Origin of the sequence: Streptomyces sp. SCSIO 30461 (assembly GCF_037023745.1) — a bacterium.
In the GTDB taxonomy this organism is placed as follows: Bacteria; Actinomycetota; Actinomycetes; order Streptomycetales; family Streptomycetaceae; genus Streptomyces.
This window is the reverse complement of the sequence record NZ_CP146101.1, coordinates 572,275-595,699: the sequence shown is the minus strand read 5'-3', so window position 1 is coordinate 595,699 and position 23,425 is coordinate 572,275. Positions and strand designations below refer to the sequence as shown.

General features: G+C 69.9%; 31 protein-coding genes. 10 read left to right on the top strand and 21 right to left on the bottom strand.

Going from position 1 to position 23,425, the window contains the following annotated elements:
* Positions 1-53: 53 nt before the first annotated feature.
* Together V1460_RS02855 and V1460_RS02850 are read left to right on the top strand one after the other, a co-directional pair.
* Entirely contained in the window at positions 54-1,151 is a 1,098-nt protein-coding gene (locus tag V1460_RS02855) for an NlpC/P60 family protein (protein WP_338671926.1), read from the top strand.
* 254 nt (positions 1,152-1,405) lie between these two features.
* Positions 1,406-2,755: a fused response regulator/phosphatase gene (locus tag V1460_RS02850; protein WP_338671924.1), complete on the top strand. Its 1,350-nt coding sequence runs from the start codon at positions 1,406-1,408 to the stop codon at positions 2,753-2,755.
* Positions 2,756-2,894: 139 nt separating this feature from the next.
* Here the strand turns inward: V1460_RS02850 and V1460_RS02845 are convergent, their stop codons facing one another.
* The 3 genes from V1460_RS02845 to V1460_RS02835 form a co-directional block, all read right to left on the bottom strand.
* The gene (locus V1460_RS02845; protein ID WP_338671923.1) at positions 2,895-3,239 is read right to left on the bottom strand and encodes a DUF2516 family protein; all 345 of its coding nucleotides are present in this window, start codon (positions 3,237-3,239) and stop codon (positions 2,895-2,897) included.
* Positions 3,240-3,394: 155 nt separating this feature from the next.
* Entirely contained in the window at positions 3,395-4,042 is a 648-nt protein-coding gene (locus V1460_RS02840; RefSeq protein ID WP_338671922.1) for a hypothetical protein, read from the bottom strand.
* 31 nt (positions 4,043-4,073) lie between these two features.
* Positions 4,074-4,511, bottom strand: a complete 438-nt coding sequence (locus V1460_RS02835) for a helix-turn-helix transcriptional regulator (protein WP_338671921.1) — start codon at positions 4,509-4,511, stop codon at positions 4,074-4,076.
* 181 nt (positions 4,512-4,692) lie between these two features.
* Between V1460_RS02835 and V1460_RS02830 the strand changes: the two genes are divergently transcribed.
* Positions 4,693-4,950, top strand: a complete 258-nt coding sequence (locus V1460_RS02830; protein WP_338677868.1) for a DUF5958 family protein — start codon at positions 4,693-4,695, stop codon at positions 4,948-4,950.
* A gap of 18 nt (positions 4,951-4,968) precedes the next feature.
* Here V1460_RS02830 and V1460_RS02825 read toward each other — a convergent pair whose 3' ends face one another.
* On the bottom strand, positions 4,969-5,394 hold the full coding sequence (locus tag V1460_RS02825; protein WP_338671919.1) for a DUF4240 domain-containing protein: 426 nt from the start codon (positions 5,392-5,394) through the stop codon (positions 4,969-4,971).
* Positions 5,395-5,742: 348 nt separating this feature from the next.
* Between V1460_RS02825 and V1460_RS02820 the strand changes: the two genes are divergently transcribed.
* On the top strand, positions 5,743-6,660 hold the full coding sequence (locus V1460_RS02820; RefSeq protein ID WP_338671917.1) for an aminoglycoside phosphotransferase family protein: 918 nt from the start codon (positions 5,743-5,745) through the stop codon (positions 6,658-6,660).
* Here V1460_RS02820 and V1460_RS02815 read toward each other — a convergent pair.
* Together V1460_RS02815 and V1460_RS02810 are read right to left on the bottom strand one after the other, a co-directional pair.
* Entirely contained in the window at positions 6,651-6,989 is a 339-nt protein-coding gene (locus V1460_RS02815; protein WP_338671915.1) for a DUF6817 domain-containing protein, read from the bottom strand. The genes V1460_RS02820 and V1460_RS02815 overlap by 10 nt on opposite strands.
* Positions 6,990-7,031: 42 nt before the next feature.
* Positions 7,032-7,208: a hypothetical protein gene (locus V1460_RS02810; RefSeq protein ID WP_338671914.1), complete on the bottom strand. Its 177-nt coding sequence runs from the start codon at positions 7,206-7,208 to the stop codon at positions 7,032-7,034.
* A gap of 115 nt (positions 7,209-7,323) precedes the next feature.
* On the opposite strand from V1460_RS02810, the gene V1460_RS02805 reads away from it, so the two are divergent.
* From V1460_RS02805 to V1460_RS02795, 3 genes are all read left to right on the top strand, one after another.
* Positions 7,324-8,280 carry a LysR family transcriptional regulator gene (locus V1460_RS02805; protein ID WP_338671913.1) on the top strand — a complete coding sequence of 319 codons (957 nt, stop codon included), beginning with the start codon at positions 7,324-7,326 and terminating at the stop codon, positions 8,278-8,280.
* Positions 8,281-8,342: 62 nt separating this feature from the next.
* On the top strand, positions 8,343-8,855 hold the full coding sequence (locus tag V1460_RS02800) for a YfbM family protein (RefSeq protein ID WP_338671911.1): 513 nt from the start codon (positions 8,343-8,345) through the stop codon (positions 8,853-8,855).
* Positions 8,856-8,979: 124 nt separating this feature from the next.
* Entirely contained in the window at positions 8,980-9,615 is a 636-nt protein-coding gene (locus V1460_RS02795) for a histidine phosphatase family protein (protein ID WP_338671909.1), read from the top strand.
* Positions 9,616-9,756: 141 nt separating this feature from the next.
* Here the strand turns inward: V1460_RS02795 and V1460_RS02790 are convergent, their stop codons facing one another.
* Entirely contained in the window at positions 9,757-10,428 is a 672-nt protein-coding gene (locus V1460_RS02790) for an AmfC protein (RefSeq protein WP_338671907.1), read from the bottom strand.
* 175 nt (positions 10,429-10,603) lie between these two features.
* Between V1460_RS02790 and dtd the strand changes: the two genes are divergently transcribed.
* Positions 10,604-11,029 (top strand): D-aminoacyl-tRNA deacylase, encoded by a 426-nt coding sequence (dtd, locus tag V1460_RS02785; RefSeq protein WP_338671906.1) that lies wholly within the window; start codon positions 10,604-10,606, stop codon positions 11,027-11,029.
* A 36-nt stretch (positions 11,030-11,065) separates the two neighbouring features.
* On the opposite strand, the gene V1460_RS02780 is transcribed toward dtd, so the two are convergent.
* The 6 genes from V1460_RS02780 to V1460_RS02755 all read right to left on the bottom strand — a co-directional run bounded on the left by V1460_RS02780 (position 11,066) and on the right by V1460_RS02755 (position 16,273).
* Positions 11,066-12,031, bottom strand: coding sequence for a folate-binding protein (locus tag V1460_RS02780; RefSeq protein WP_338677867.1), 966 nt, complete (start codon positions 12,029-12,031; stop codon positions 11,066-11,068).
* A 135-nt stretch (positions 12,032-12,166) separates the two neighbouring features.
* Positions 12,167-12,604 carry a transcriptional repressor gene (locus V1460_RS02775; protein WP_338671905.1) on the bottom strand — a complete coding sequence of 146 codons (438 nt, stop codon included), beginning with the start codon at positions 12,602-12,604 and terminating at the stop codon, positions 12,167-12,169.
* Between the two features lie 49 nt (positions 12,605-12,653).
* Positions 12,654-13,226: an FABP family protein gene (locus tag V1460_RS02770; protein ID WP_338671904.1), complete on the bottom strand. Its 573-nt coding sequence runs from the start codon at positions 13,224-13,226 to the stop codon at positions 12,654-12,656.
* Between the two features lie 298 nt (positions 13,227-13,524).
* Positions 13,525-14,445 (bottom strand): hypothetical protein, encoded by a 921-nt coding sequence (locus V1460_RS02765; protein ID WP_338671903.1) that lies wholly within the window; start codon positions 14,443-14,445, stop codon positions 13,525-13,527.
* Positions 14,442-15,395 (bottom strand): hypothetical protein, encoded by a 954-nt coding sequence (locus V1460_RS02760; RefSeq protein WP_338671902.1) that lies wholly within the window; start codon positions 15,393-15,395, stop codon positions 14,442-14,444. Before V1460_RS02760 ends, V1460_RS02765 begins: the two co-directional genes overlap by 4 nt.
* Entirely contained in the window at positions 15,392-16,273 is an 882-nt protein-coding gene (locus V1460_RS02755; RefSeq protein WP_338671901.1) for a hypothetical protein, read from the bottom strand. Before V1460_RS02755 ends, V1460_RS02760 begins: the two co-directional genes overlap by 4 nt.
* Positions 16,274-16,399: 126 nt before the next feature.
* On the opposite strand from V1460_RS02755, the gene V1460_RS02750 reads away from it, so the two are divergent.
* Positions 16,400-16,762: a DsrE family protein gene (locus tag V1460_RS02750; protein WP_338671900.1), complete on the top strand. Its 363-nt coding sequence runs from the start codon at positions 16,400-16,402 to the stop codon at positions 16,760-16,762.
* A 71-nt stretch (positions 16,763-16,833) separates the two neighbouring features.
* Here the strand turns inward: V1460_RS02750 and V1460_RS02745 are convergent, their stop codons facing one another.
* The 8 genes from V1460_RS02745 to V1460_RS02715 form a co-directional block, all read right to left on the bottom strand.
* The gene (locus tag V1460_RS02745) at positions 16,834-17,142 is read right to left on the bottom strand and encodes a DUF3099 domain-containing protein (protein ID WP_407077388.1); all 309 of its coding nucleotides are present in this window, start codon (positions 17,140-17,142) and stop codon (positions 16,834-16,836) included.
* 115 nt (positions 17,143-17,257) lie between these two features.
* Positions 17,258-17,545, bottom strand: coding sequence for a DUF1416 domain-containing protein (locus V1460_RS02740; RefSeq protein ID WP_338671897.1), 288 nt, complete (start codon positions 17,543-17,545; stop codon positions 17,258-17,260).
* Positions 17,546-17,614: 69 nt separating this feature from the next.
* On the bottom strand, positions 17,615-18,460 hold the full coding sequence (locus tag V1460_RS02735; protein WP_338671896.1) for a sulfurtransferase: 846 nt from the start codon (positions 18,458-18,460) through the stop codon (positions 17,615-17,617).
* Between the two features lie 148 nt (positions 18,461-18,608).
* Positions 18,609-18,716, bottom strand: coding sequence for a putative leader peptide (locus V1460_RS36210; RefSeq protein ID WP_407077387.1), 108 nt, complete (start codon positions 18,714-18,716; stop codon positions 18,609-18,611).
* 237 nt (positions 18,717-18,953) lie between these two features.
* The gene (locus tag V1460_RS02730) at positions 18,954-19,700 is read right to left on the bottom strand and encodes a DUF2993 domain-containing protein (protein WP_338671894.1); all 747 of its coding nucleotides are present in this window, start codon (positions 19,698-19,700) and stop codon (positions 18,954-18,956) included.
* A gap of 416 nt (positions 19,701-20,116) precedes the next feature.
* Positions 20,117-21,262, bottom strand: coding sequence for a hypothetical protein (locus V1460_RS02725; RefSeq protein WP_407077386.1), 1,146 nt, complete (start codon positions 21,260-21,262; stop codon positions 20,117-20,119).
* Entirely contained in the window at positions 21,192-21,446 is a 255-nt protein-coding gene (locus V1460_RS02720; protein WP_338671892.1) for a MoaD/ThiS family protein, read from the bottom strand. The genes V1460_RS02725 and V1460_RS02720 overlap by 71 nt, the downstream gene beginning before the upstream one ends.
* A 57-nt stretch (positions 21,447-21,503) precedes the next feature.
* Positions 21,504-22,376, bottom strand: a complete 873-nt coding sequence (locus V1460_RS02715; RefSeq protein ID WP_407077385.1) for an alpha/beta hydrolase — start codon at positions 22,374-22,376, stop codon at positions 21,504-21,506.
* Between the two features lie 246 nt (positions 22,377-22,622).
* On the opposite strand from V1460_RS02715, the gene V1460_RS02710 reads away from it, so the two are divergent.
* A complete protein-coding gene (locus V1460_RS02710; RefSeq protein WP_338671891.1) occupies positions 22,623-23,402 on the top strand; it encodes a response regulator transcription factor in 780 nt (259 codons plus the stop codon).
* Positions 23,403-23,425 lie beyond the last annotated feature (23 nt).

Sequence of the window (23,425 nt, the reverse complement as noted above, 5' to 3'; positions counted from 1 at the left end):
TCATTTTCTGTGTGACACGCGTGACGTGATGGCGTTGTCCGGAGGGGGAGCCTGTGAACCGACGCCGCTGTGCCGCAGCCGCGATCACCGTGGTCTGCGCCGTGACGTTGCTGGCCGTATCAGGCACGGCCTTCGCCGCCCCGACCACCGCCGCCGCGCCTGCCGTGCCCGCCACGCCTTCGGCTCCCTCCGCTCCCGAGCCGGGCACACCGCCCAAGAAGTCCCTCGAAGCGATCCGCCTGGAGCTTGAGGGGCTCTACGCCAGAGCCACATCCGCCACCGACGCGTACAACCTCGCCGAGGAGCAGACCAAGAAGCAGTCGGCCGAGATCGTGCGGCTCGCCCAGGCGATCGTCAAGGGCCAGGACCGCATAGCCGACCTCAAGGCTCGCGCCGGCGCCACCGCCCGCGCCCAGTACCGGGGCGGCGGGCTGCCGCCCGAGGCCCAGTTGGTGCTCACCGACGACCCGCAGCTCTTCCTCGACGGCATCGGCCGCTTCCGGCAGGGTCAGAAAGCCACCAAGGACCTGATGGCCGAGCTCACTCGGGCGCAGGACGATCTGGAGGCGTACTCCCAGGCGGCCAGCGAGCAGTGGACCAAGCTGGAGGCCAACAGGGTCAAGCAGGAGAAGGCCAAGAAGGAGATCAACGAACAGATCGCCGCCGCCGAGAAGATCGAGGCGCAGCTGGAGAAGGCGGAGCGTGAGCGGCTGCTGAAACTCGAACAGCAGGCGGCCTACCGGGCGCAGTCGACCTGGCTGGCGTCCGGGGTACTCAAGGCGGCGAAGGGCGGCGCAAGCGCGAAGGGCCGGGAAGCCATCGCCTTCGCCACCGCGCAGATCGGCAAGCCGTACGGCTGGGGGGACGAGGGCCCGGACTCGTACGACTGCTCCGGGCTGACCTCGCAGGCCTGGGCGGCGGCGGGGCGGGCCATCCCGCGCACCTCGCAGGAGCAGTGGCGGCTGCTGCCGCGCATCGACATCAAGGACATGCGTCCCGGCGATCTGATCATCTACCACGGCGACGCCAGTCATGTCGGGATGTACCTGGGCGACGGGTCGATCGTGCACGCCCCGCGGCCGGGGCGGAACGTGACCATCGCGGGCGCCGGTTCGATGAAGATCCTCGGCGTCGTCCGTCCGGACAAATAGCCATGGATGCCCCCGAATCAGCACCGCTGCATCGCGCGTGAGCCGGCTCACGCGCCTTGGCGTGACCCGGCTCACCGCACACGCGTGACGTTCGTCATCACGATTGGGGCAACTGCGTCCCAATAAGCGGCATATGCCGTCGGGGCTTCGCAGAACGGCATTCCGTTGCACCGTTCCCTACCGCTATGGTCCCCGTCTGGCAGGTCGTCGTTCGTCGGCCCGCCGTGCCGGGGGGAGGGAAGGAAACCGATTCGATGCCCGCACCCGTTCCGCGCCAGCGGACCGGCTCACCCGTCGCCGTACCGTCCGCCAACGCCACCGCCACGGACTGCGCCGTCGCACACCGCACGGCTACGGACGTCACCGCGAACCCGGCCACCGAGACACAGGGTGGCGGCTACGTCACCCTGCTCGTCATCGAGGACGACCCGGCGGGCACCTTCACCGTTCCCGAGCTGCTGGGCTCAGCCGGAACCCGAGTCCGTATCCGCACCGCACGCAATCTCACCGAGGCCGAGCGGCTGCTCACCGACGATGTGCACTGCATCCTCGTCGACCTCGCACTGCCCTGCCGCGTCCCTAACGGGAACTCGGGCGACTCCGGCGGCCCGGCGGACGAGCTCGCGGTCCTGCGCCATGTGCTGCGCCTCGCCCCCCGGCACGCCGTACTGGCGCTGACCGCGGATGCGGACGCCGAACGCGCGGCCGAGGCGGTACGGGTCGGAGCCCAGGACTTCCTGCTCCGCGACGAGCTGGACGGGCGGCTGCTGAGCCGCGCGATCCGGTACGCCGTCGAGCGCAAGCGCGCCGACACGGCGCAGGTGAAGCTGGCCGAGTCTCGACTCAGGGCGCAGGAGAACGCCCGACTGGAGCGTGGGCTGCTGCCCACTCCCCTGCTCCAGGGCTCCGACCTGCGCTTCGCAGCCCGCTACCGGCCAGGCAGGTCCAGGGCGCTGCTCGGCGGTGACTTCTACGACACGGTCCGTACCGCGGACGGCACGGTGCACGCGATGATCGGCGATGTCTGCGGCCACGGCCCGGACGAGGCCGCGCTCGGTGTGGAGCTGCGGATCGCCTGGCGTGCCCTGATCTTCGCGGGGCTGTGCGGCGACGAGCTGCTGTCCACCCTCCAGCAGGTGCTGGAGCACGAGCGGGAGAGCGACGAGATCTTCGCGACGCTCTGCACGGTCGACATCGCCCCGGACGGGCGCCGGGCGGGCCTGTGCCTGGCCGGGCACCCGGCTCCGCTGATCGCCCGCCGCGGCGAGGCCGCCCGTCTGCTGCCCTACGAGAACGGCGGGCCGGCGCTCGGCCTGCTGCCGAACGCCCGCTGGCCGCGCCGCCAGGTCGAGCTCGGCGGGGCCTGGAGCCTGATGATGTACACGGACGGCCTCATCGAGGGCCGGACCTCTCCAGGTGGCGAACGCCTGGGTCAGGACGGCATGGTCGAGATGGTCAACCGCGGGCTGGCCGCGGGGCTGCACGGCGAGACGCTGCTGGACGCCACGGTGGCCGAGGTGCGGCGGCTGAACGGTGGGGACCTGACGGACGACCTGGCGGTACTGCTGCTGGACCGGGATCGCGACCGCGACCTGACGCGCTGACCCACCGGGCCTGGTTCCGCGCCGCGCCGACCATCGGAACCGGCACCTGGGCCCGCTGCCGGTTCCCCGGCACCAGCGCGTGCCGGGGGTCGGTCGGCCGCGGCCCGGCGCGCTGAGCCGCTACGCGGGGACCAGCGGATCAGCGCCCGCCGTTGTACGGACCGTACGGCCCGTCGCTGCTGGAGCCACCGCGCCGACCACCACGGCCGCCGCCCGAGACCTGTCGGAGCGCGGGCCGTACGTCGACCATGAAGACGATCGACGCGATCAACCCCGCGAGCTGCAGGAACAGCATCGGGAGGAGCAGGTCCACCGCGACCGTGGCACCCAACAGGATCAACCAGAACATCTTGGTCTGCTTGTCCGCTGCCCGGTAGGCGTCCTCACGCGCGAACGCGGCGATTCCCAGCGCGACCACGGCGAGCAGCAGCATCGCCATATCGAGGAAGAAGAAGAGCGACGCGTCGAACTGGTTCATCAACATCCCTGAGCACCGCCTAACGAGTGATGGAGAGCGCCTCGCGGCCAACGTACCCCGGCCTGCCAGGACAACGCCCCGGGCACCGGGGACGTGCCCCGGTGCCCGGATGCGCAGCGCGCCCGGGTCTGCCCGGCCGCGCTGCCACGCCTACGTCCCGGTCACTTCCCGGTGGAGCCGCTGGACGGAGAGCTCTTCTTGGCGGCGGGCTTGCGGGCCGACGCCTTGCGGGGAGCCGGAGCGGATGCCTTCGGCTGCGCCTCGGCGGCGGGCTTCGCCTCCGGCGCCGACTTCACCGAGTTGCCGTTCGCCTTGGCCGCGGACCCCGCGGACGCCTCGCTCTTCCGCGTGTCGGCGCCGGGCTCGACGGCGATGGCGATCTCGGCGATCTCCTCGGCCGCCTCACCGCGCCAGGACTTCACCGCCTGCTCGCCGTGCTCGGCGACCTTCTCGTACGTCTCCCGCGCCCGCACCGCGTACTCGGCGGCCACACCCACACTGCGCAGCGCCAGGTCCTGAGCGGACTCGCCCAGCTTCCGCAGATCGGTGTCGATGCTCCCGATCACCTCGGTGACCTTGGCCTGAACGGTGGCCTGGGCCTCCTTCGCCTGTGCGGCCACCTTGGCCTGCACGGCCTTCGGGTCGGCCTCCCGCACCGCCTCGAACTTCACGGGCGCCTCGGCCCTCAGCTGCTCGATCAGCCCGGGCACCTTCTTGACCTGCTGCACCGCGAGATCAGCGGTGCCGGCCGCGAAGTAGAGGGGGGTCGGGTCGGTGAACGTCTTACGCAGGTCATCAGCGATGGCCATGACTGGGGTCCTCCCGGATCGCAAGTCGGAGTCAGATTGCGTGCTGTCCATCGGCACCGCCCCGCACGGCCTTGTCCAGGCCGCCATCGGTGGTTTCGGCGGTGTCCTTATCCCTATCGGCGTCGAAGCCGTTCTCCTTGCGGAACGAGTCGTAGATCTGGAGCAGCACCTGCTTCTGCCGCTCGTTGATCGACGGGTCGGCGAGGACGACGGCCCGCGTCTCCAGCTCGTCCGGCTCCCGTTCCTCCAGGATTCCGGCCCGTACGTACAGCGTCTCGGCCGAGATCCGCAGCGCCTTGGCGACCTGCTGCAGCACCTCCGCACTGGGCTTGCGCAGCCCGCGCTCGATCTGGCTGAGGTACGGGTTCGACACCCCGGCGGCCTCCGCGAGCTGCCGCAGCGACAGCTGCGCGGTGCGCCGCTGCTCACGGAGGTACTCGCCGAGATTGCCGACGTTGAGTGATGCCATACCCCGATACTGCGACATCATTGCTAACTTTTGCAAGCGACCGCTTGCAAAAGTGTCTGCGCGGGGCTCTCCAGGTGAGTGTGTCAATCCCCTCGCAGCGTGGAGACGATCTATGCAGCCAGTCCCTCGGCGAGAGTGGCTCGGTAGTCACGTTCGTAGTCGATCGGGCTCTTGAACCCGCATACGCTGTGTAGCCGCCACTCGTGCCGGACTTCGCGCCACCCACACACCCGCAGTTCTGATCGCACGAGGGCGGATCGACCAGCAACTCGGGAAGATCGCCAGTCTCACCCCGCACGACGAGCGCCTCAAGTCACTCCGGCTACTGATCGCGGTGCTGGCCGTCGCCGACGAACGCCGACGAGAGCGCTTCTGCTCCGACGGTTGCGGCCACGCGTGGCATCGCCTGTCTGTCGACACCCCCGAAGCCTCGGCCTGATCCCTCGCGCTTTCGCGCCTACCGGACCAGTGGCCGGAGGGGAAACATCGCGCTCAGTCTCGGCAGTTTGCGCATCGCCTCGTCTTCGCATCGCACGTCCCACTGCTCGCCGCGCGGCCCTCGATTGCCGCCTACAGCGCCCTCCTCGGCTTCGACGGCTACATAGAATGCGTCATCGCCGCAGTCGTCATCCGCGCGGGTGAGTAGTCCATACGCCTCCATGGCGACGTAGTCGAGAGACTCCCACTCCGGCCAGTCGTCGTTCCAGAGCTCCCGAGGGCGACCCACCAGGCACTGAACCTCTGGGGTGTCGGCCAGAGAGTCGGGATCGATCACTGCCCACACGAAGGCTTCCCGACCGATCCCCACCATCCACAGGCCGAAGTAGCAGAATCCGTCGTCCGTCCAACCAGGTTGATGCGCCGGTCCTGGTCCCAGCTTCATCCTCATGAGGGGTTTCGCCCCAGATGATCTGGCGGTTTCCCAATGTTTAAGGACAGTTGCGGACATGATGTCGGGCCCGGAGGGGTTCGAGGTCAGTTGGCCGGATGTCGGGGGTGAACACCGGAGGCCGCTGACAGAGGCAACGACTGTCGAGTTCGAGACGGAGAGCTGCCTCCGCCTCTCTCCTGCCACGACACCCCGCAGGCCAGGCGAAGGCTGCCGCACCTTCAGCGGGTCGGGTGGTGCGTCATCCGGGCGCAGCACCACTCCACTCACCCCTCCGGTCGTGACGCACGGCCGCCACAAATCCGCTGGCTCTGTTTCCGTCGAACGGCGAGACTTCCGGGCGTGACGCTGCATGAGAACGAGATCCCGGTGGACGAGACCGCCATCCGGTCGCTGCTGGACGCGCAGTGTCCGGCGTGGGCCGGGCTCCCGTTGTCACGCGCGGGTGCTGGGACGGACAACACCATGTACCGACTGGGCGATGAGCTGCTGGTGCGGCTGCCGCGAACAGCCGGAAACGGGCGGTCCCTACGGAAGGAGCAGGACTGGCTCCCCCGCCTGGCGCCCCATCTCGCGTACTCGATTCCCTCGCCCGTCCATGCCGGGGCGCCGACTGACGCCTTCCCGCTCCCCTGGTCCGTCTATCGATGGATCGACGGTGCCGAACCGGGCCCTGACACCGTCCGGGACTGGGCCGCGTTCGGAGCGGATCTGGCGGCCTTCGTACGGGAACTGCACGGTGTCGACCTCATGGGGGCGGCCCGGGCCGGCGGGCTCAGCTGGTACCGCGGAGGAGGCCTGAAGCCGTGCGACGAATGGGTCGGCGGGAGTTTCGACGACTGCCGAGTCATCGTGGGTGCCGAGCTCGACATCGACGTGCTGGAACGGCTGTGGCGAGCCGCACTCTCGCTCCCCGAGCCGGGCGCCGGGCGGCAGGTGTGGCTGCACGGCGACCTGAAACCGAGCAACCTGCTGGTCAGGAGTGGCAGACTGCACGCGGTCATCGACTTCGGCGGACTCTCGGTCGGGCTTCCGGACGCCGAGCACGCCACCGTATGGGATCTGCCGCCGCAGGCGCGCCAGGCCTACTGGGACGCCATGGGCCTTGACGAGGTCGCCTGGACCCGCGCCCGCGCCTGGGCGGTCGCGGTGGGCGTCAGCGGAATCGCTTACTACGGGGGGAAGTTTCCCGCGTTCGTCGCCGAATGCCGGGCCCGGCTCCAGGCGATCCTCACCGACGCCGCTATGCATCAGCGCTGAGCACGGCCTCGCGGACCGACCAAACCGGCCTGCTCAGCAAGGGGCGGAAACGGGTGAACGGCGCGAGATGCTCGGATCCCCACTTCGCGCGGAAGGCGGGGGTCGATACGGGCCGGGTCGAGCGGGAGCAAGGCGGCGGGAAAGCCGTCGGCGCCGTAGAACGCATGACTCAGGCCGGCGAGTCGGAGTGCCGGACGGGCGCCCCGGGCGGCGAGTCGCTCCCGGACGCGGCGGAGGTGGGCGGGCAGTGTGCCGCCCGGATGCGCGATGCCATCGGCACCGTGGTCGCGTAGCAGGGTCGCGTCCCGCGAGGTGGTGCAAGCGATCACACGCTCCGCCCTCCGGTACCTGGCTCGCGACGATCTCCCCCGTCAGCGCATCACGCGAAAGTACCCGGTCAGACGCCGGGAGTGCCCCAGCCGGTCGAAGCGCCCGGCGTGACCTGCGAGTTCCGGTCCGTTGATCGGCTGCACCACCCGGCGGGACGCCATCCGTAGCAGCGCGATGACCTCACCTGCGGGAGCGAGCGGCACGGAGGAAGCGGGCACGGGACGGAATCCTTCCCGCGCCGGCGACGGAAGCCTGCACTTGATCGTCACTGCACGGTGAACCCCAGTCAATCCTAGGGTTTTTGATGCTGGTCCAAGCGGTAACTTGGAGCTCATGACTCTGGACGATCTACGCGTCTTCGTGGCCGTGTGCAGGGCCGGAAGCCTCAGCGCAGTCGCACGTGAACTCGACTGCACCCAGTCGGCGGTGAGCCAGCGCGTGAAGCGGCTGGAGCGGGAGGCCGGTATGAGCCTCCTGGAGCGTCAGCCACGCGGTGTCGTACCCACCCACGCCGGGCATGTCCTGCTCGACGCCGCGTCGAACAGCATCGACGGCCTGGACCAGGCCATGCACCGCCTCGTGGACCTGGCCAACGGCGACTGCGGCTCCGTGCGCGTCACCACGGGCGGCACGACCGTGCGGCACTTCATGTCCGATGCCATAGTCACCTTCCGGCGGCGCTACCCGAAGGTCAGCCTGGAGTTCCGGACGGAGACATCCAGCCGCAACTGCTTCGACGCACTCACCTCAGGCAACCTGGATCTGGCCTGGGTCACCATCAGGGGCGGTGCACCTCCCCGGACTTCGGCCGGGGGCACCCCCAGCATCGAGCAGCGACCCGTCGTGGACCTGCCCTGGGTGCTGGCCATCAGGGCGGACGACCCCCTCGCCGCCCGGGCGCGGATCGGCACGGCGGATCTCAGCGGCATCAGCCTGATCCGCCTGCCCCGGAACTCCACCTCGGGCGCCCACCTCGACACGGCGCTCGCCGAGCTCGGGGTGCGGAGCAGCTCCGACACCAGCGTCGCCGACTGGGACACCGCCCTCCTGCTGGCCGAACTCGGCCTCGGGCACGCCGTGGTACCGGTCATGCCCGGCTGGCGGGTTCCGGGGCAGGGCACCGGCCGGGCTCCCGGCGACGGGGCGCTCCGTCTCGTCCCCATCCCCGATCTGCCCCCACTGTCGGTCGGCTGGGCGGTACGCCGCTGGGACGCGCTCAGTCCGCTCGCCCGGGCCTTCGCCGACATCGTGGCCCGCAGTTGCGGTGGAGAGGCCTGGGCGACGCCATGACCGAGTGACCCTTTCGGGGTTCGGCGACGGCCTTGTCAGTGGCCACTCCTACGATCGAACACATGAGCATGATCGGAGAGTACGCACGAGTCAGCCCGGCCGAACTCCAGCGGGTCATCCGTGACCCCGAGTGGGCACTGGGCTTCGTCAACGACTTGGTGGAAGCGGAGCTCGACGGGGGCGATCCTGATGTGAAGACCGGCGAGGCGCGCTGCCTCGACACCGACAAGGCGTGGGACGCCCTCGGCTTTCTGCTCCGCCGGACGGGGCTCCCCGTCGATGTCGTCCACGGCGAGGACGAGATACCGGGGGCCGACGACTGGGGCTACGGTCCGCCGCGCTACCTCACACCCGAGCGGGTGAAGGTGGCGGCTGCAGGACTCATACGGATCAGCGGGAGCGAACTCGTCGCAGGTGTCGACCCGGCGGAGCTCGCGGCGGCGGACACCTACCCGGTCATCGTCTGGGAGCGGGGCGAGTCCCTGGACTGGGTGCGCGAACACTACGAGGCTCTGGTGCCGTTCTTCGAAGCGGCAGCCCGGGCGGGTGACGGCATGCTCATCTGGCTGGACTGAGCGGGCTCGTCGCGGTGTCACGGGGGCGAGGCGCCACAGGACGGCCGGGGAACCAGTCCGGGCGGCGCCGCGTCCCTCCCGACGTGCCATCAGAACGATCTTGAGCAATACCAGGAGGCCTCCCATGGCGAACACCGCCACCCGGTATCTCTACCTTGCCCGGCACGGTGAGGCGTCCGCCGACGAGAGCGAACTGACGGAGAACGGCCGGCGCCAGGCCCAACTACTCGGCGAGCGGCTCCAGGACACCCCCGTCTCGGCGATCCACCACGGGCCGCTGCCGAGGGCGGCGCAGACAGCCCGGTTGATGGCCGAGCGGCTCTCCGGGGTGCCCCTGCAGGCGTGCGAACCTGCAGGGGACTACATCCCCTACGTCCCCGGGCGCGACGAGCTCCCGGACCAGCCGTCCGCCGCGTACGCGGACAGCGTGCTCGACTTCATCGCGCGGTTCCCCGCACGGGAGCGGGAGCAGGGGCCCGCGCTGGCTCAGGCCGCGCTCGACAGGTTCACCGGGCCCGTCGAAGGGGACGAACCCCGCCATGAACTGGTGGTCACCCACAACTTCCTGATCGGCTGGCTCGTCCGGGCTGCCCTCGACGCGCCCCGCTGGCGCTGGCTGGGCCTGAATTTCGCCAACGCCGCCCTGACGGTGATCCGTTACGCACCCGACCGGCCCGCGTCCGTGGTGTTCTCCAACGACATGCGGCATCTTCCGGCGGAGCTCCGCTGGACCGGGTTCCCGCCCGCGCTCCGTATCTGAGCGGAATGCGGACGGAAACGGTCCGAGACCGGCTCGCACCGCGGCCAGGGTGTACGGAACGCCGGGGCTCGCGGGCGGCCACCCACGGGAGTCGCCGCGGCCGCCGATTCCGTCCGGCGGCGGTGAGCCTGGCCGCGGGCCTCAGAGGAGGAGGTCGTCCACCTGCGCTTCCCCTTCACGGTATCTACGGGCGATCTCGGCACTGCACTCGTCCACGGTCCGCTGGAGTTCCACCCGTTGCCGTGACACCTGCTGCTCGTACCCCGCGAGACGGTCCATCGCGGAGTGCAGTTCCTCGTCCGTACGAGCGTCCAGGTCGGACAGCTCCACCTCGGCCAGCATCGTTGCGGCGAGCTTCCCGTACGCCTCTCCGCGCGGGGCGGACATCGTCATATGCCGGGCCGAGTTGCCCCGCCGGGACGGCGGGTCGGCGAGGATCGCCGAGAGCCGGTCCACGACGGCAGCGTCCGGGCCCGCATGCCCGGGGCCCGCTTCCGGACCCGAGGGCGAACCCGCACCCGGGCCGCGGTCCGCCAGCGAGTCCGGATCGGCCGGGGCGGCCACCGGGACCTCACTGCGCCGGGCCAGTTCCGCCCGCAGGATGTCGATACGGCCGTGCAGCAGACGCCGTACGTAGCTCAGATCCGCCTCGTCGCGCTGTGAATCACGGCGCAGCGCTCTCAGCTCCGGCAGCCCGAGAGCGCCGAGCTCGGGCGCCTTCGGCTCGGGAAGTGTGTCGGCGGTGCGCTGCAAGGGCGGTCGCACCGCGCTCGTAACGGGGCCGGACGACTGCCCGGCGCCAGATGTGCTCATTGCCTGATCCCCTCGACCGGTGCATGGGGTCTCCCTGGCCCGGAGGGCGGAAGGGAAGCACCGACTCCGTGCATCGTGCCATTCCGGGCCGTTCGTACGCAGGTGGTCTGCACCCGTTCAGCCCCGGATACGCGTGGATACGCCCGGACAGGGGCCCGCCAGTAGATTGGCCCTCATGCGAGCGGTGGTACAGCGGGTCGACGGCGCGAGCGTCGTGGTGGCCGGAGAGACAGTGGGCGAGATCGTCGGCGAGGGGCTGTGTGTGCTGGTGGGGGTCACTCATGACGACACCCCCGAGAAGGCCGCGCAGCTGGCCCGCAAGCTGTGGTCGGTGCGGATCCTGGAGGGCGAGAAGTCCTGCTCGGACATTGCCGCGCCGCTTCTGGTGATCTCGCAGTTCACTCTCTACGGGGACGCACGCAAGGGCCGCCGCCCCACCTGGAACGCCGCCGCGCCCGGCGATGTCGCCGAGCCGCTCGTGGACGAGGTGGTGGCGCAACTGCGGGCGCTCGGGGCGCGGGTGGAGACCGGTAGGTTCGGAGCGAGCATGCGGGTCTCACTCACGAACCAGGGTCCGTTCACCGTTCTGCTGGAGGCCTGAGCCCGTCTGCTCGCCTCCCCGCCTCCTCGACACGGCCTATGGCTCGACGACGGTCTCCTGCGCCGCCGCCGTGTTCCCCGCCAGCAGCTCCGCGTCCACGGGTACGTTCCGCTTGACCAGCGCCAGCGCGATCGGACCCAGCTCGTGATGGCGAGCCGAAGTCGTGACGAAGCCCAGCTGCCGCCCGTCCTCACCGTCCGCTGCCAGGCGGACCGGCGCGCCGTGCCCCGGTAGGTGCACCTCGCTGCCGTCCAGGTGCAGGAACACCAGCCGCCGCGGCGGCTTCCCCAGGTTGTGGACGCGCGCCACGGTCTCCTGACCCCGGTAGCAGCCCTTCTGGAGGTGCACCGCGCTGCCGATCAGCCCGATCTCGTGCGGGATCGTCCGGTGGTCGGTCTCGAAGCCGAGCCGCGGCCGGTGGGCCTCGACGCGCAGCGCCTCGTACGCCAGCACACCCGCCGCCGGGCCGTTGGCCGCCGCGTACGCCTCCAGGTCGCCCCTCGGCAGGAACAGGTCACGGCCCTGCGGGGTCTCGCGTACGACGACCCCGTCGGCGACTTCGGCGATCGAACCGGCGGGCAGATACACGACGGCGAACTCGTCCGTACGGTCGGCCACCTCCACCCGGTAGAAGAACTTCATCGACTCCAGATACGCGATCAGCGCGTCCTGCGTGCCCGGTTCGACATGCGCCCACACCGTCTCGCCGTCGTCCACGAGGGAGAGCGCGTGCTCGATGTGTCCGTTGGCGGACAGGATCAGCGCCTCGGTCGCCTGGCCCACGGGGAGCTCGGTCATGTGCTGGGTGAGCAGCAGATGCAGCCAGCTGAGCCGGTCACTGCCGGACACGGTGACGACTCCTCGGTGCGAGAGGTCCACGAAACCGCTGCCGTCCGCGAGGGCGCGCTGCTCGCGGAAAAGATCGCCGTAGTGTGCGGCAACGCCTTCGTCGCGTCCCTCGGCGGGAACGGCACCCGGCAGGGACAGCAGAGGGCTGATCATCGATCGCTGCATGGGCCAAGCCTACGACCGGCCGGCTCCAGGCCTACGACGGGTGGCCGGACCAGCGCCCACGGCGGTTGGCCCGGCCCACGCCCACGACCGCCGGACCAGGGGCTACGACCGCCGGGCCAGAGGCTACGACCCGTCCGCCGCTGCCTTCGCGGCGCAGTCACGGCACCGCCCGAAGATCGCGAAGTGCTTCATGTCGGTGTCGAAACCGAAGGTGTCCAGCAGCTTCGCGGTGAAGTCGGCCGCGACCTCCACATCCGCCTCGATGACGTCGGTGCAGTCCCGGCAGACCAGATGCAGATGGTGATGGCGGTCGGCCAGATGGTAGGTCGGCGCACCGTGGCCCAGATGGGCGTGAGAGACCAGGCCGAGTTCCTCAAGGAGCTCCAGTGTCCGGTAGACCGTGGAGATGTTGATCCCGGACGCCGTCTTGCGCACCTCGACGAGGATGTCGTCGGGTGTCGCGTGCTCCAGGGTGTCGACAGCCTCGAGTACAAGCTGGCGCTGTGGAGTCAGCCGGTAGCCACGCTGCCGCAGGTCGCTCTTCCAGTCGGTGCTCACCACGACCCCAGTGTAGGCGCGGGGGCCGGCACGCCCATGTGAACGTGTGTGCCTACCTGAAGAAGGCGATCCCGTCGTCCGGCAGGTCCCCGAGGTCCTTCGCCCACTGCTCGACCTGCTCGGGCGTGACCACCTTCTTGAGGTGCGCGGACATGTAGGGCCGCAGCGGCACCTCCGGGGTGGCCTTCTCGCCGACCCACATCAGATCGCCCTTGACGTAGCCGTACAGCCGCTTGCCACCGCTGTACGGGCCGGAGGCGGCGGTCCGCGCCACCGCGTCGGTCGCCAGGTCGATCTGCGGCTTCTGGTCGGCGAGCTCGCCGTACCAGATCTCCACGATGCCCTGGTCGCGGACCATCACGACCTCGACCTTGCGCTCCTTGTCGATACGCCAGTAGCCGGACTCGGACTCCAGCGGCTTGACCTTCTTGCCCTCGGAGTCGAGGACCCAGGAGTGCGAGACGTACTCGATGAAGTCCCGGCCGTCATGGCTGAACGTCACCGACTGGCCGAAGTTGCACTTCTCGGCGCCCGGGAAGTCCGAGACGCCCGCGCCCTCCCACGTACCGAGCAGGAACGCGAGGGGGACGAGGTCGGGATTGAGGTCGGACGGGATCTCGATCATGGGTGTCTCTGGCGATCTCTGCGAGGCGAGTGATGCGGGTGGATACGGCTGGCGGGCGGTACGGCTGCTGCGGCCGTACGGGCTACCCGGTCTGCTTCAGCGCTGGCCCTGGTACAGCTTCTTCACGGCCAGAGCGGTGAAGGCGAGCACGCCGACGCAGACCAGCGCCAGCAGGATCTCGAAGAAAATGATCACGGGTGCTCCTCGGATGAGCGGTGCGAGCAGTACGGGCCGGGCTCCAGCTTAGTAGGCGGGAGTCCGGCCCTCACTGCGAGGTCAGCGCGTCGGCGCCGCGCGCTCAGCCGAGCAGCTGGTTCTGGAGCACGAGCGTCTGGTGGAAGGGGATCTCGGCGGCCTTCCCCTTCCGTTCGTGGATGACGAACGCCAGGGTGTCGCCCGCGAGGATGTACGCGTGGCGGACGTCCTGTGCTCCCGCCGGGGCTTTCTCCTCGAAGACGAACGAGACGGTCGGGGAATTGCCGGGCGGCACCTTCCACTGCAGGTCGAGACCGGACACCGGCGCGTTCAGCAGGGGCACCTCCGGCTCCGTCGGCAGCACCAGGAGGTCGTTGTACTCGGCGGCGGTGTCAGCGGAGTCGAACCGGAGCAGATACACGCGCGCGGACGTACCGTCCGGCATGCTCCAGGCCCGGGCCGCGATATGCCGGACACCGTGGTCCTTGAGCTCCGTCCCCAGCTCTGCCCGCTTGGCGGCGGGGTACTCGGCCAGGTAGCGCTCCGCCGGCACCCAACCGCCGGTCAGCTTCTCGTCCGCGATCGCCCCTGCCGGGGCGGGCAGGACGAGTTTCCGCAGGTCGGCGTGGTGGACCTCCAGCACGTTCCCCTCGTTGAACGGGCGGGGAGTGCCCTGCGGCAGCGCGGGCAGCGACAGTCGGGGGTAGTCCCAGCGCCCGTCACTCTCGGTGGCGAGGCCCGGTACATCCGTGCGCTCCATGGAGGCGATGCCGACCGCGCTGCCGGCGCCCAGCCCGCCGCAGACGAGCACGACGGCGGTCCAGCGAGCCACGGCACGGAGAACCCGGCGGTCGCGTGCGGGGGCAGGGGCAGCGGGCACCGCGGGCGGTGCCGCCGGCATCGGAGGCGCGTTCAGCGCGCTCGCGGACCCCTGGCCGGCCTGGCTCACCTCGGGCGCCTCGCGCACGTCGGGCACCTCCGTGACCCGGGTCGCCTCCGGCACCTCGGTTGTCGGCTCGGTCATACGTACTCCCCCGGGGACGCGATGTGGTCGAGCTGCTTCTTCACCAGCTCGGCGACGGCGGACTTGTCGAACGGCTTGGTCCCGTACGCCGCGACGCTCACATGGAGCTCGGAGTCATAGGCGGAGCACGACATTCCGGCGAGCTTGGACTTCCGCTCCTTGCCCCTGTCGGCGTCCTCGACGGACTGCTCGGGCAGGAGGAAGCAGGCCGACTTCTTGTGGCCCTTGATCGCCGGGCCCTTGTCGAACTCCAGGAAGTCGGCCAGTTCCTTCTTGAGCGCGAACAGATCGTGGATCCGCTTCTTGTCCTTCATCCGGACGATCGACACCTCGATGACGAGGTCGTTCTCCTCGGAGACGAAGGAGCGCATGGCGACACCCTGGACGCCCATCCGGTCGATCCTCTTGCCGAACTCACGGCGCTGCTTGGCGGACATGCCGGAGGCCTCGTCCTTGATGAGGGCGGCTGCTTCCTTGCCGCCGATCTCGCTGTCGTTGCCGTACGCGTCCATGTCAGGGCCGAGGCGGTACCCGCTCGGGACGGGCAGCAGCAGCTTGCTCAAGGGCGTCGAGTGCCGCCCACGGGCCACATCCCCCGCCGGGTCATCGGCGGGCTTGCCGGTGCTCTCGGCCCACAGGGTGGTCGGCACGGTCCGGTCGGCACGGTCGACGGTCAGCTTGGTGTAGACGCCGGCCGCGGCTATGGCGCAGGCGGAGAGCACGGCGGGGAGCGCGAGCATCAGACGCCGGCGGGCACGCGAGGGCGCCGCCTGGCCCGCGGGCCCCGCGAGCACGGGCACCACCGGCTCGCCCGCCACGGGTTCGGACGCCACCGGCTCCGCGGACTGCGGTTGCCGGGGGTGTGCGGGCTCCCGGTCCTTGTTCTCGGCGTTCCCGGGCGCCTTGGGCGTCACTGACGTCTTGGGTGTCTCGGGCGTCTCGGGGTTCACAGGCGCTCCAGCTGTCGCTCGGCGAGGGTGCGGATCTCGTTCTTGCTGATGCGCTTGGTGTCGAACACATAGATGTCGACCATCACATTGCCGCGCTGGAATACAGCCCGCGCCCGGTACATCTGCAGGTAGCCGGGCTCCTTCTTGAGCTTGGAGGCGGCGTAGCGTCCGTTGCCGCTGCCCTTGAGCGGATCGCCCGAGTCGCTGCTCTCATCCTCGCCGGCCACGTAGCGCAGCTGCCCGGTCGCATGCACGTTCGCATCGGCGGCCGTGCGGAACTGGACGAGTTGGATGAACGTGCTCTTGTACTCGCCCTGTTCCCAGGAGGCGCAGGCCACCCGGCGGAGGTCGGACTCCATCATGAATTCGAGCATGTAGCCCTCGTCCCGGTACATCTCCGCGTAGGACACGGGGTTCATCCAGCCGTTGTCCGGGCAACTGACGCCCTTACGGGCGCCCGACGGCTTGGACAGCAGCAGTTTGCGCAGATCGCCGTCCGTCTTGACCTGGTGGTCCTCATCGGCACTCAGCGGCACCGGCCGCGCGTCGGCCGGGAGCGGCTTGGCCGGGTAGGTCAGACCCGCCTGGATCAGCACCGGGAGCGGTGTCGGCTCGCGTTCGGCCTGGATGCCGTAGCCGACGGCCGTCCCGCCGGCGATACCGACGACGGCCGCGACGGCGATGAGCAGCGCCGTCCTGCCACGGCGTCGCGCCCGGCGCCCCGTACCGGCGTCGACGGGTTCCGGAACGATCGCCGGCTGCTCCGCCGGTGCCTGTTGCGGCTGCTGCCCCTGCTCCGGCTGGTGATCTCGCTGCCCCTGCTCCGGCGGCGCGGCCTGCGGCGGCGTGCCGGGGCTGCCGGTGTCCTGCGTGTCCAAAAGGAAGGTCCCCCCATGGTCATGGTCGATCGGTTCCGCGCGCAAAGAAAGGTCGTTGTCCGCGCTCAATCAAACGACCCATGCCCCTCGGCCAAGGTTGTAGGAGTGCGCATTACAGTTCGGCATATGGCGAAGAAGCTCGTGATCAAGGTGACCGCCGGGGCCGACGCCCCCGAGCGCTGTTCTCAGGCCTTCACAGTCGCGGCCGTCGCCGTGGCCAGCGGGGTGGAGGTCTCACTCTGGCTGACCGGTGAGTCCTCGTGGTTCGCGCTGCCCGGGGGGGCCGCCGAGTTCGAGCTGCCGCATGCCGCGCCGCTGCCGGATCTGATCGATTCGATCCTGGCGGCGGGTGGGATCACGCTGTGCACCCAGTGCGCGGCCCGGCGGGAGATCACCGAGAAGGACGTGATCGAGGGCGTACGGATCGCCGGTGCGCAGGTTTTCGTGAGCGAGGCCTTGGGGGACGGCGTCCAGGCGCTCGTCTACTGAGAGCTGTCCCGTAGGCACTCGTCTCTTGAGATACGGCCGCAAAGACCTGCCGGGGCACCGGCCGGGCCCGGCTACTGACGTGGGCCCGAACCCGGCTTGCGCTTGCCGTCCAGCTCGTCCCACCACTCGTCGGACTGCGGGTCCCCCGAAGGGGCGTCCCACCAGCGGTCATCAGGACCGCGCCGATTGGCGACCACCGCCGCGAGCGGCGGGATCACCATGGCCACCGCGCACATGCCGACGGCGACGGGCACTGACCAGAGGCGTACGAAAGCGGCGGATACGAAGAGGACGAGGCATCCGCCCATCATCAGGAAGTAGGCGTGACGGCGCCGCGCGTACATGATTCCAGCGTACGTCCGCCCCCGCGCTCCGCACATGCGGCGGACATGCCGGAGGGCCGCACCCCATCCAGTGGCGTCCAACCCTGGGGTGCGGCCCTCCGGCCCGTTCTCGCCGTGCCGTCGGATGTTCGACGGCAGGACGGGCAAGACGTCAGACCGCGATGGCCACCTCGGCGAGGCCACCGGTCTGGGCGACGACCGTACGGTCCGCCGTGCCGCCCGGGACGAGGGCACGGACGGTCCAGGTGCCCTCGGCCGCGTAGAAGCGGAACTGTCCGGTCGCCGAGGTCGGGACCTCGGCGGTGAACTCGCCGGTCGAGTCCAGCAGCCGCACATAGCCGGTGACGGGCTCGCCGTCGCGAGTCACCTGGCCCTGGATGGTGGTCTCACCGGGCTTGATCGTCGAGGCGTCGGGGCCGCCGACCTGCGCTCCACACATGCTGTTCTGTCCTTACGTCGGGGGTAAGCGGGGAAAGACGGGGGTCGGGGAGATCCCTGGGGCCAGGGCTTACTTGTTCGCGCCGAGCTCGATCGGCACGCCGACGAGGGAGCCGTACTCGGTCCACGAGCCGTCGTAGTTCTTGACGTTCTCGACGCCGAGCAGCTCGTGCAGCACGAACCAGGTCAGCGCGGAACGCTCACCGATACGGCAGTAGGCGATGGTGTCGGTGGCCAGGTCGACCTGCTCGTCGGCATAGAGGGCCTTGAGCTCGTCGTCCGACTTGAAGGTGCCGTCGTCGTTGGCGTTCTTGGACCACGGGATGTTGCGGGCGCTCGGCACATGGCCGGGACGCTGCGACTGCTCCTGCGGGAGGTGCGCCGGGGCCAGCAGCTTGCCGCTGAACTCGTCGGGCGAACGCACGTCGACCAGGTTCTGGTTGCCGATGGCGGCCACCACGTCATCGCGGAAGGCCCGGATGGACACGTCCTGGGCCTTGGCCTTGTAGTCGGTGGCGGCCCGCTGCGGAACGTCCGCTCCGTCCACCAGATCGCGGGAGTCGAGCTCCCACTTCTTGCGGCCGCCGTCGAGGAGGCGGACGTCCTGGTGGCCGTAGAGCTTGAAGTACCAGTAGGCGTAGGAGGCGAACCAGTTGTTGTTGCCGCCGTAGAGGACGACCGTGTCGTCGTTCGAGATGCCCTTCTTCGACAGCAGCTCCTCGAAGCCGGCCTGATCGACGAAGTCACGGCGGACGGGGTCCTGGAGGTCCTTCTTCCAGTCGATCCGGACGGCGTTCTTGATGTGGTTCTTGTCGTACGCCGAGGTGTCCTCGTCGACCTCGACAAGCACGACCTTCGGGTCGTCCAGGTGTGCCTCGACCCAGTCGGCGTCTACCAGGACGTCGCTGCGGCTCATGCTGTTCTCCTCCGGGGCAGTGTGCGGCGAGTGGTGCGCGGGCGATGCGCGATGTGTGCCTGCGGGTACGCCGAGAAGGCGTGCGGCACACGGATGGCCCTGACGGAATGGGCGCCACAGGGCCGGGATGCGGAAGCAGGGCTCCCGCTCAGAAGGAGCGACAGAGCATGGCGGCGACGCGACACAGGTCTACTGCCCGCCGCTTCGTGAGATCCGCCTGTCCCCGGGAAAGGAGACCGCTCGAAATTCGCTGCATGGTGTCGATCGTAGGGAGCACGAGGCGGCCATGTCACCGGCGTGTCGTATCGTGAGACACGATCGTCCACATACCGGAATGATCTTCGGCTCCGCGCCCACCTCGCGGGGGCGCCGGGCCCCCCGATCGCTTCAAGCATCTACGGATCGGACGACTCTGTCTCACAATCCGATCATCGACTCCTGGACTGCCTCCGGCCGAAGGGCACCGGCTTGAGCCGGGTGCCGTGCGGGAGGCTCAGCCGGCCAGCCGCACACCCGTGCCCACACCCGAGAAACGCAGCCCCTGCTCGTCGGCCAGAGCCTTGTCCAGCTTGACCGTCTTCGGCATCCCGTCGATCTTCAGGTCGTAGTCGACGGCTTCCCGCAGCATGCCGTCGAGGCCGGGCACCGGCAGCCCGGGGAGGTCGGCGGCGCGCAGTCTGACCGTGTCGCCACCGGCGATCGAGACAGTGCTGTACGCCGTGATGGTGCGGCCCTTCAGCAGGCCATCGGCGAAGCCCGGGACATCGACTCCGGTGCTTTCCAGCAGGTCCAAGGCCGGTCCCGAGATTTTGACCTGCCCCTTGGCGGCACGCTCGGCACCGGCGTAGGAGACCGTCGCGCCCTCGGGCGCCGACTTGGCGAGGTCGGCGTATGAGATACGGGCCGAGCCGGTGGCGCGGTCCGCGACGGCCGAGCTCAGACCATTGAGGCGGACACCGCTCAGCTCGGCGGCGACCTCGGTCACCTGGACGTCATGGCCGCCGGCCCTGGCCGTCACGCCGCCAACGCTGACAGAGACGTCATCGAGTTCGGAGCTCACGACCTGGGTCAGGAAAGGGAAGCCGTTGATGGACACATCGGGGTCCGCGCTCAGCCCCTGGCTGTTTCTGATCTTGGCCGCGACCTCGCTCTCCGCGTAGCCGACCGCGAGCCGGTCGGCCAGGGTGAAGAGCCCACCAAGGACCAGAGCCGTGATCAGAAGTGTTCGCAGCGCGCGCATGTCGTGTCGTTCCCCCACCCGTGTCTGGCCGGACCGGGACCGGACCGGCCCTAGGGCGTGTTGCGAAAGTCCCTCCTGACCCGCGACGCCTGGCACGCACGCTCGCTGCGTTGCCGGAGTCATCCAAGTACGTCCAGTACGAGGATGATCCTCCGCCTTGCGATCGCACGCACCAGACGCCGCAGGCCCCGCCCTGCGGGCGGACGGAGCTACTTTCGCAACACGCCCTCATGCCCGACGTGCGGGCGCGGCGGAATAGTTCCCTCTGCGGCCCCGGCGACCGCCGCGGCCTTCTGCGGTCCCGGCGGCCTCTGGGACCCCTGAGGTCCCAGAGATCTCTGAGGTCCGAGAGATCTCTGGGTCTCCATGAGAGCTCGGGCTACCGGGCTGTGGCGTCCCGGGCTGCCGGACAGCCCTCAGGGCACCAGCACCCGGCCGAGCAGATACACGATCGGCGCCGCGGCGGTGAGCGGCAGCGCGACCCCCGCAGTCATGTGCACGAAGCGGGACGGGTAGTCGTAACTCGCCACCCGCAGGCCCACAAGGGAACAGAGACCGGCCCCGGCACCCAGCAGCGTCGCGGGCAGCACGTCGAGCCCGGCGACCGCGCCACCGAGCGCGCCGGCCCCGGCGGCGGCGAGCGACGCCACGGCGAGCGAGACGACACCGGTGCCGGGGCCACCGGGCAGCGGCAGTGCGCGGCAGACGGTCGCGGCGGCGACCGCGAGACCGCCGACGAGCACGGCATCGGTGCCGGCGGCGAGAAATCCGGCCGCCAGGATCGTCAAAGCGGACGAGGCGACGGTGGCCATCAACCCGTACATCCGCTCGTCGGGGGCGGCGTGGCTGCGCAGCTGGAGTATCAGCGTGAGCAGCACCCAGACGCCGAGAGTGCCGAGGATCGCGGCGGGAGCACTGCCACGGCCCGCAGCGAGCATCGCCACGTCAGCGACCAGACCGCCCGCGAAGGCCAGCGCGATGCCCTGGCGTGCAGGCCACATGCCGTTCAGCCGGAACCAGCCGGCCGCTGTGACGGCCTGCAGCAGGACGAGCGGTACGAGGACCGTGTACGAGGACCCGGTGGCAGCGGCGGCGGCCAGCAGCAGACCGGCGACGGCGGTCAGGCCCGCGGGCTGGATGCCCGGCGGGATGATCGGTGAACGCCCCTCGGCGCGGGCACGCTGGGCGTCGGTGATCCTGGCGGTGCCGAGGGGGGAGGACGCGCCGTACCCGGTGCCGTCGCCCGTACCGGGAAGCGGTGCCTCGGGCGGCAGCGGATGCGCGGCCTGGGCGGCCGGCATCGCCGCGTGCTCGTGCTGCGACTGCTGCGGGAGCGGGGCGGATGCCGCGGGCGTGCCGAGCGGCTGCTGCGGCTGGTACTGGGTGTCCCGGGTCCGGCCCTCCCAGGTCTGGGTGCCCTGGGGGTCGTACGGCTCGTTCGCCCCGTACGAGTCGTAAGGCTGCTGGTGATCGCTGCTCATGCTGTGCGGTTCATCCTCCTGCGAACGGCGGGAGCACCTCGACCGTGCCGCCCTCGGCAAGCCGTACCGTCTCATGTCCACGCGTCCCGACGGGATCGCCGTCCACGAGGAACGAGCAGCGCAGCAGTACCCGGACGAGCTCGCCCGGGTGCCTCTCGCGCGCGGCTTCCAGCGCCTCGGCGAGGGTCTCCGCGGCGTAGGGCTCCTCGGCCACACCTGCGGCCGCCTTGGCCGCGGCCCAGTAGCGGATGGTCCCCGCTGCCATCAGACGCTCCTCACTCCTGTCACTCCCGATGCTCCCGGCTCACACCGGTCACTCTCGTCATCGGGTATCCATCATGGTCCATGCGCGGACGAGCCAGTCCCCGATACGCCCCAGCAGCTCGTCGTCCGCCGCGTTCTCGGCATGTCCCATGCCGGGCTCAAGCCACAGCACGCACGGACCCGCCGCGGCGAGCATGCGCGGATGGTCCAGCGGGAAGTACGGGTCCCGGTCGCCGTGCACCACCAGGAGCGGGGTCGGCGCGATCAGCGGGACGGCTTCGACCGGGGAGAGCGGCACGGGGTCCCATTCCGCGTGGTGGATACGGGTCCCGAAGCCGTAGCGGCCCACGAGTCGGCCGACGGGCCGGCTGACCAGCCAGTGGAGTCTGCGCATCGGGGCAGTACCCCGGTAGTACCAGCGGGCCGGGGCGCTGACGGCGACGACCGCGTCCGTGTGCGCGCCGCGGGTCTGCTCGTCTGCGCGGAAGAGCGCCGCGTGCCGCAGCACCACGGAACCACCCATCGAGAACCCCACCGTCACCACCCTGCTGTGCCCCAGCGACCGCGCCCAGGCCACCGCCGCCGCGAGGTCGAGCACCTCGCGGTCGCCGACCGTGGAACGCCCACCCGAGCGTCCATGGCCACGGAAGGAGAAGGTGACCACCGCCGCGTAACGGGCGAAGACGGCGGCGGCCCGGCGCACCGCGGGCCGGTCCGCCGAGCCGGTGAAGCCGTGGGCGAGCACAATCGCGGTATCGGTCGCATCACCCGGTGACGTGGCCGTGCGCGGTTCGTAACGGGCCTCGACGCCCACACCGTCGGCGGTACGCAAAATCGTGGTCAAGGTTGTCCCCGAAGTGGCGTGCCGGAGGCCATCAGTGACCGAAGGAACATCCACATAGTGAAATCGAGCCTCTGACGCGGAACCCATGTGGTCTATTCTGCTGGGCAGAGGATCCGGGCAATGCAGCCCCCGGGTCCTTTTGTGTTTCCAGTCCGTTGTTACAGACAGGTGAACGAGGAAATCGCAGACCCCTAGGACGCGGGGACGAGGAGAAACCGACGTGATGGGCGAGCCAACCGCGCACGACGGCGACAGTCGCAGCACGCGCGAATGTCGCACGACGCACCGCAGCCGCAGGACGAACCACCATCCGAGCCTGGCAGGTGGGGCCCGATGAGCTCTCTCCTGCTCCTCACCAACGCACTCCAGCCGTCGACCGAGGTGCTCCCGGCACTCGGCCTGCTGCTCCACAATGTGCGGGTCGCCCCGGCCGAGGGCCCGGCCCTGGTCGACACGCCCGGCGCCGACGTGATCCTGGTCGACGGCCGCCGCGACCTCCCGCAGGTCCGCAGCCTCTGCCAGCTGCTGCGCTCCACCGGGCCCGGCTGCCCGCTGCTCCTGGTCGTCACCGAGGGCGGTCTCGCAGCCGTCACCGCCGACTGGGGCATCGACGACGTACTGCTCGACACCGCCGGCCCGGCGGAAGTGGAGGCCAGGCTCCGGCTGGCGATGGGCCGCCAGCAGATCACCGCGGACGACTCCCCGATGGAGATCCGCAACGGCGACCTGTCCGTGGACGAGGCCACGTACAGCGCCAAGCTGAAGGGCAGGGTGCTGGACCTGACCTTCAAGGAGTTCGAGCTGCTGAAGTACCTGGCGCAGCACCCCGGCCGGGTCTTCACCCGGGCCCAGCTCCTTCAGGAGGTGTGGGGCTACGACTACTTCGGCGGTACGCGCACGGTCGACGTGCATGTGCGGCGGCTGCGCGCCAAGCTCGGTCCCGAGCACGAGTCGCTGATCGGCACCGTCCGGAACGTGGGCTACCGCTTCGTCGCCCCCGAGAAGGTCGAACGTGCGGCCGAAGAAGCCAAGGCGAAGACGCCTGCTTCGACCACGCGTGCGGAGGGCCGAACCGAAGAACAGGAAGCAGCCGTAAGCCCTGCCCAGAGGTGAGTCACCACGCGTAGACTTCGCGC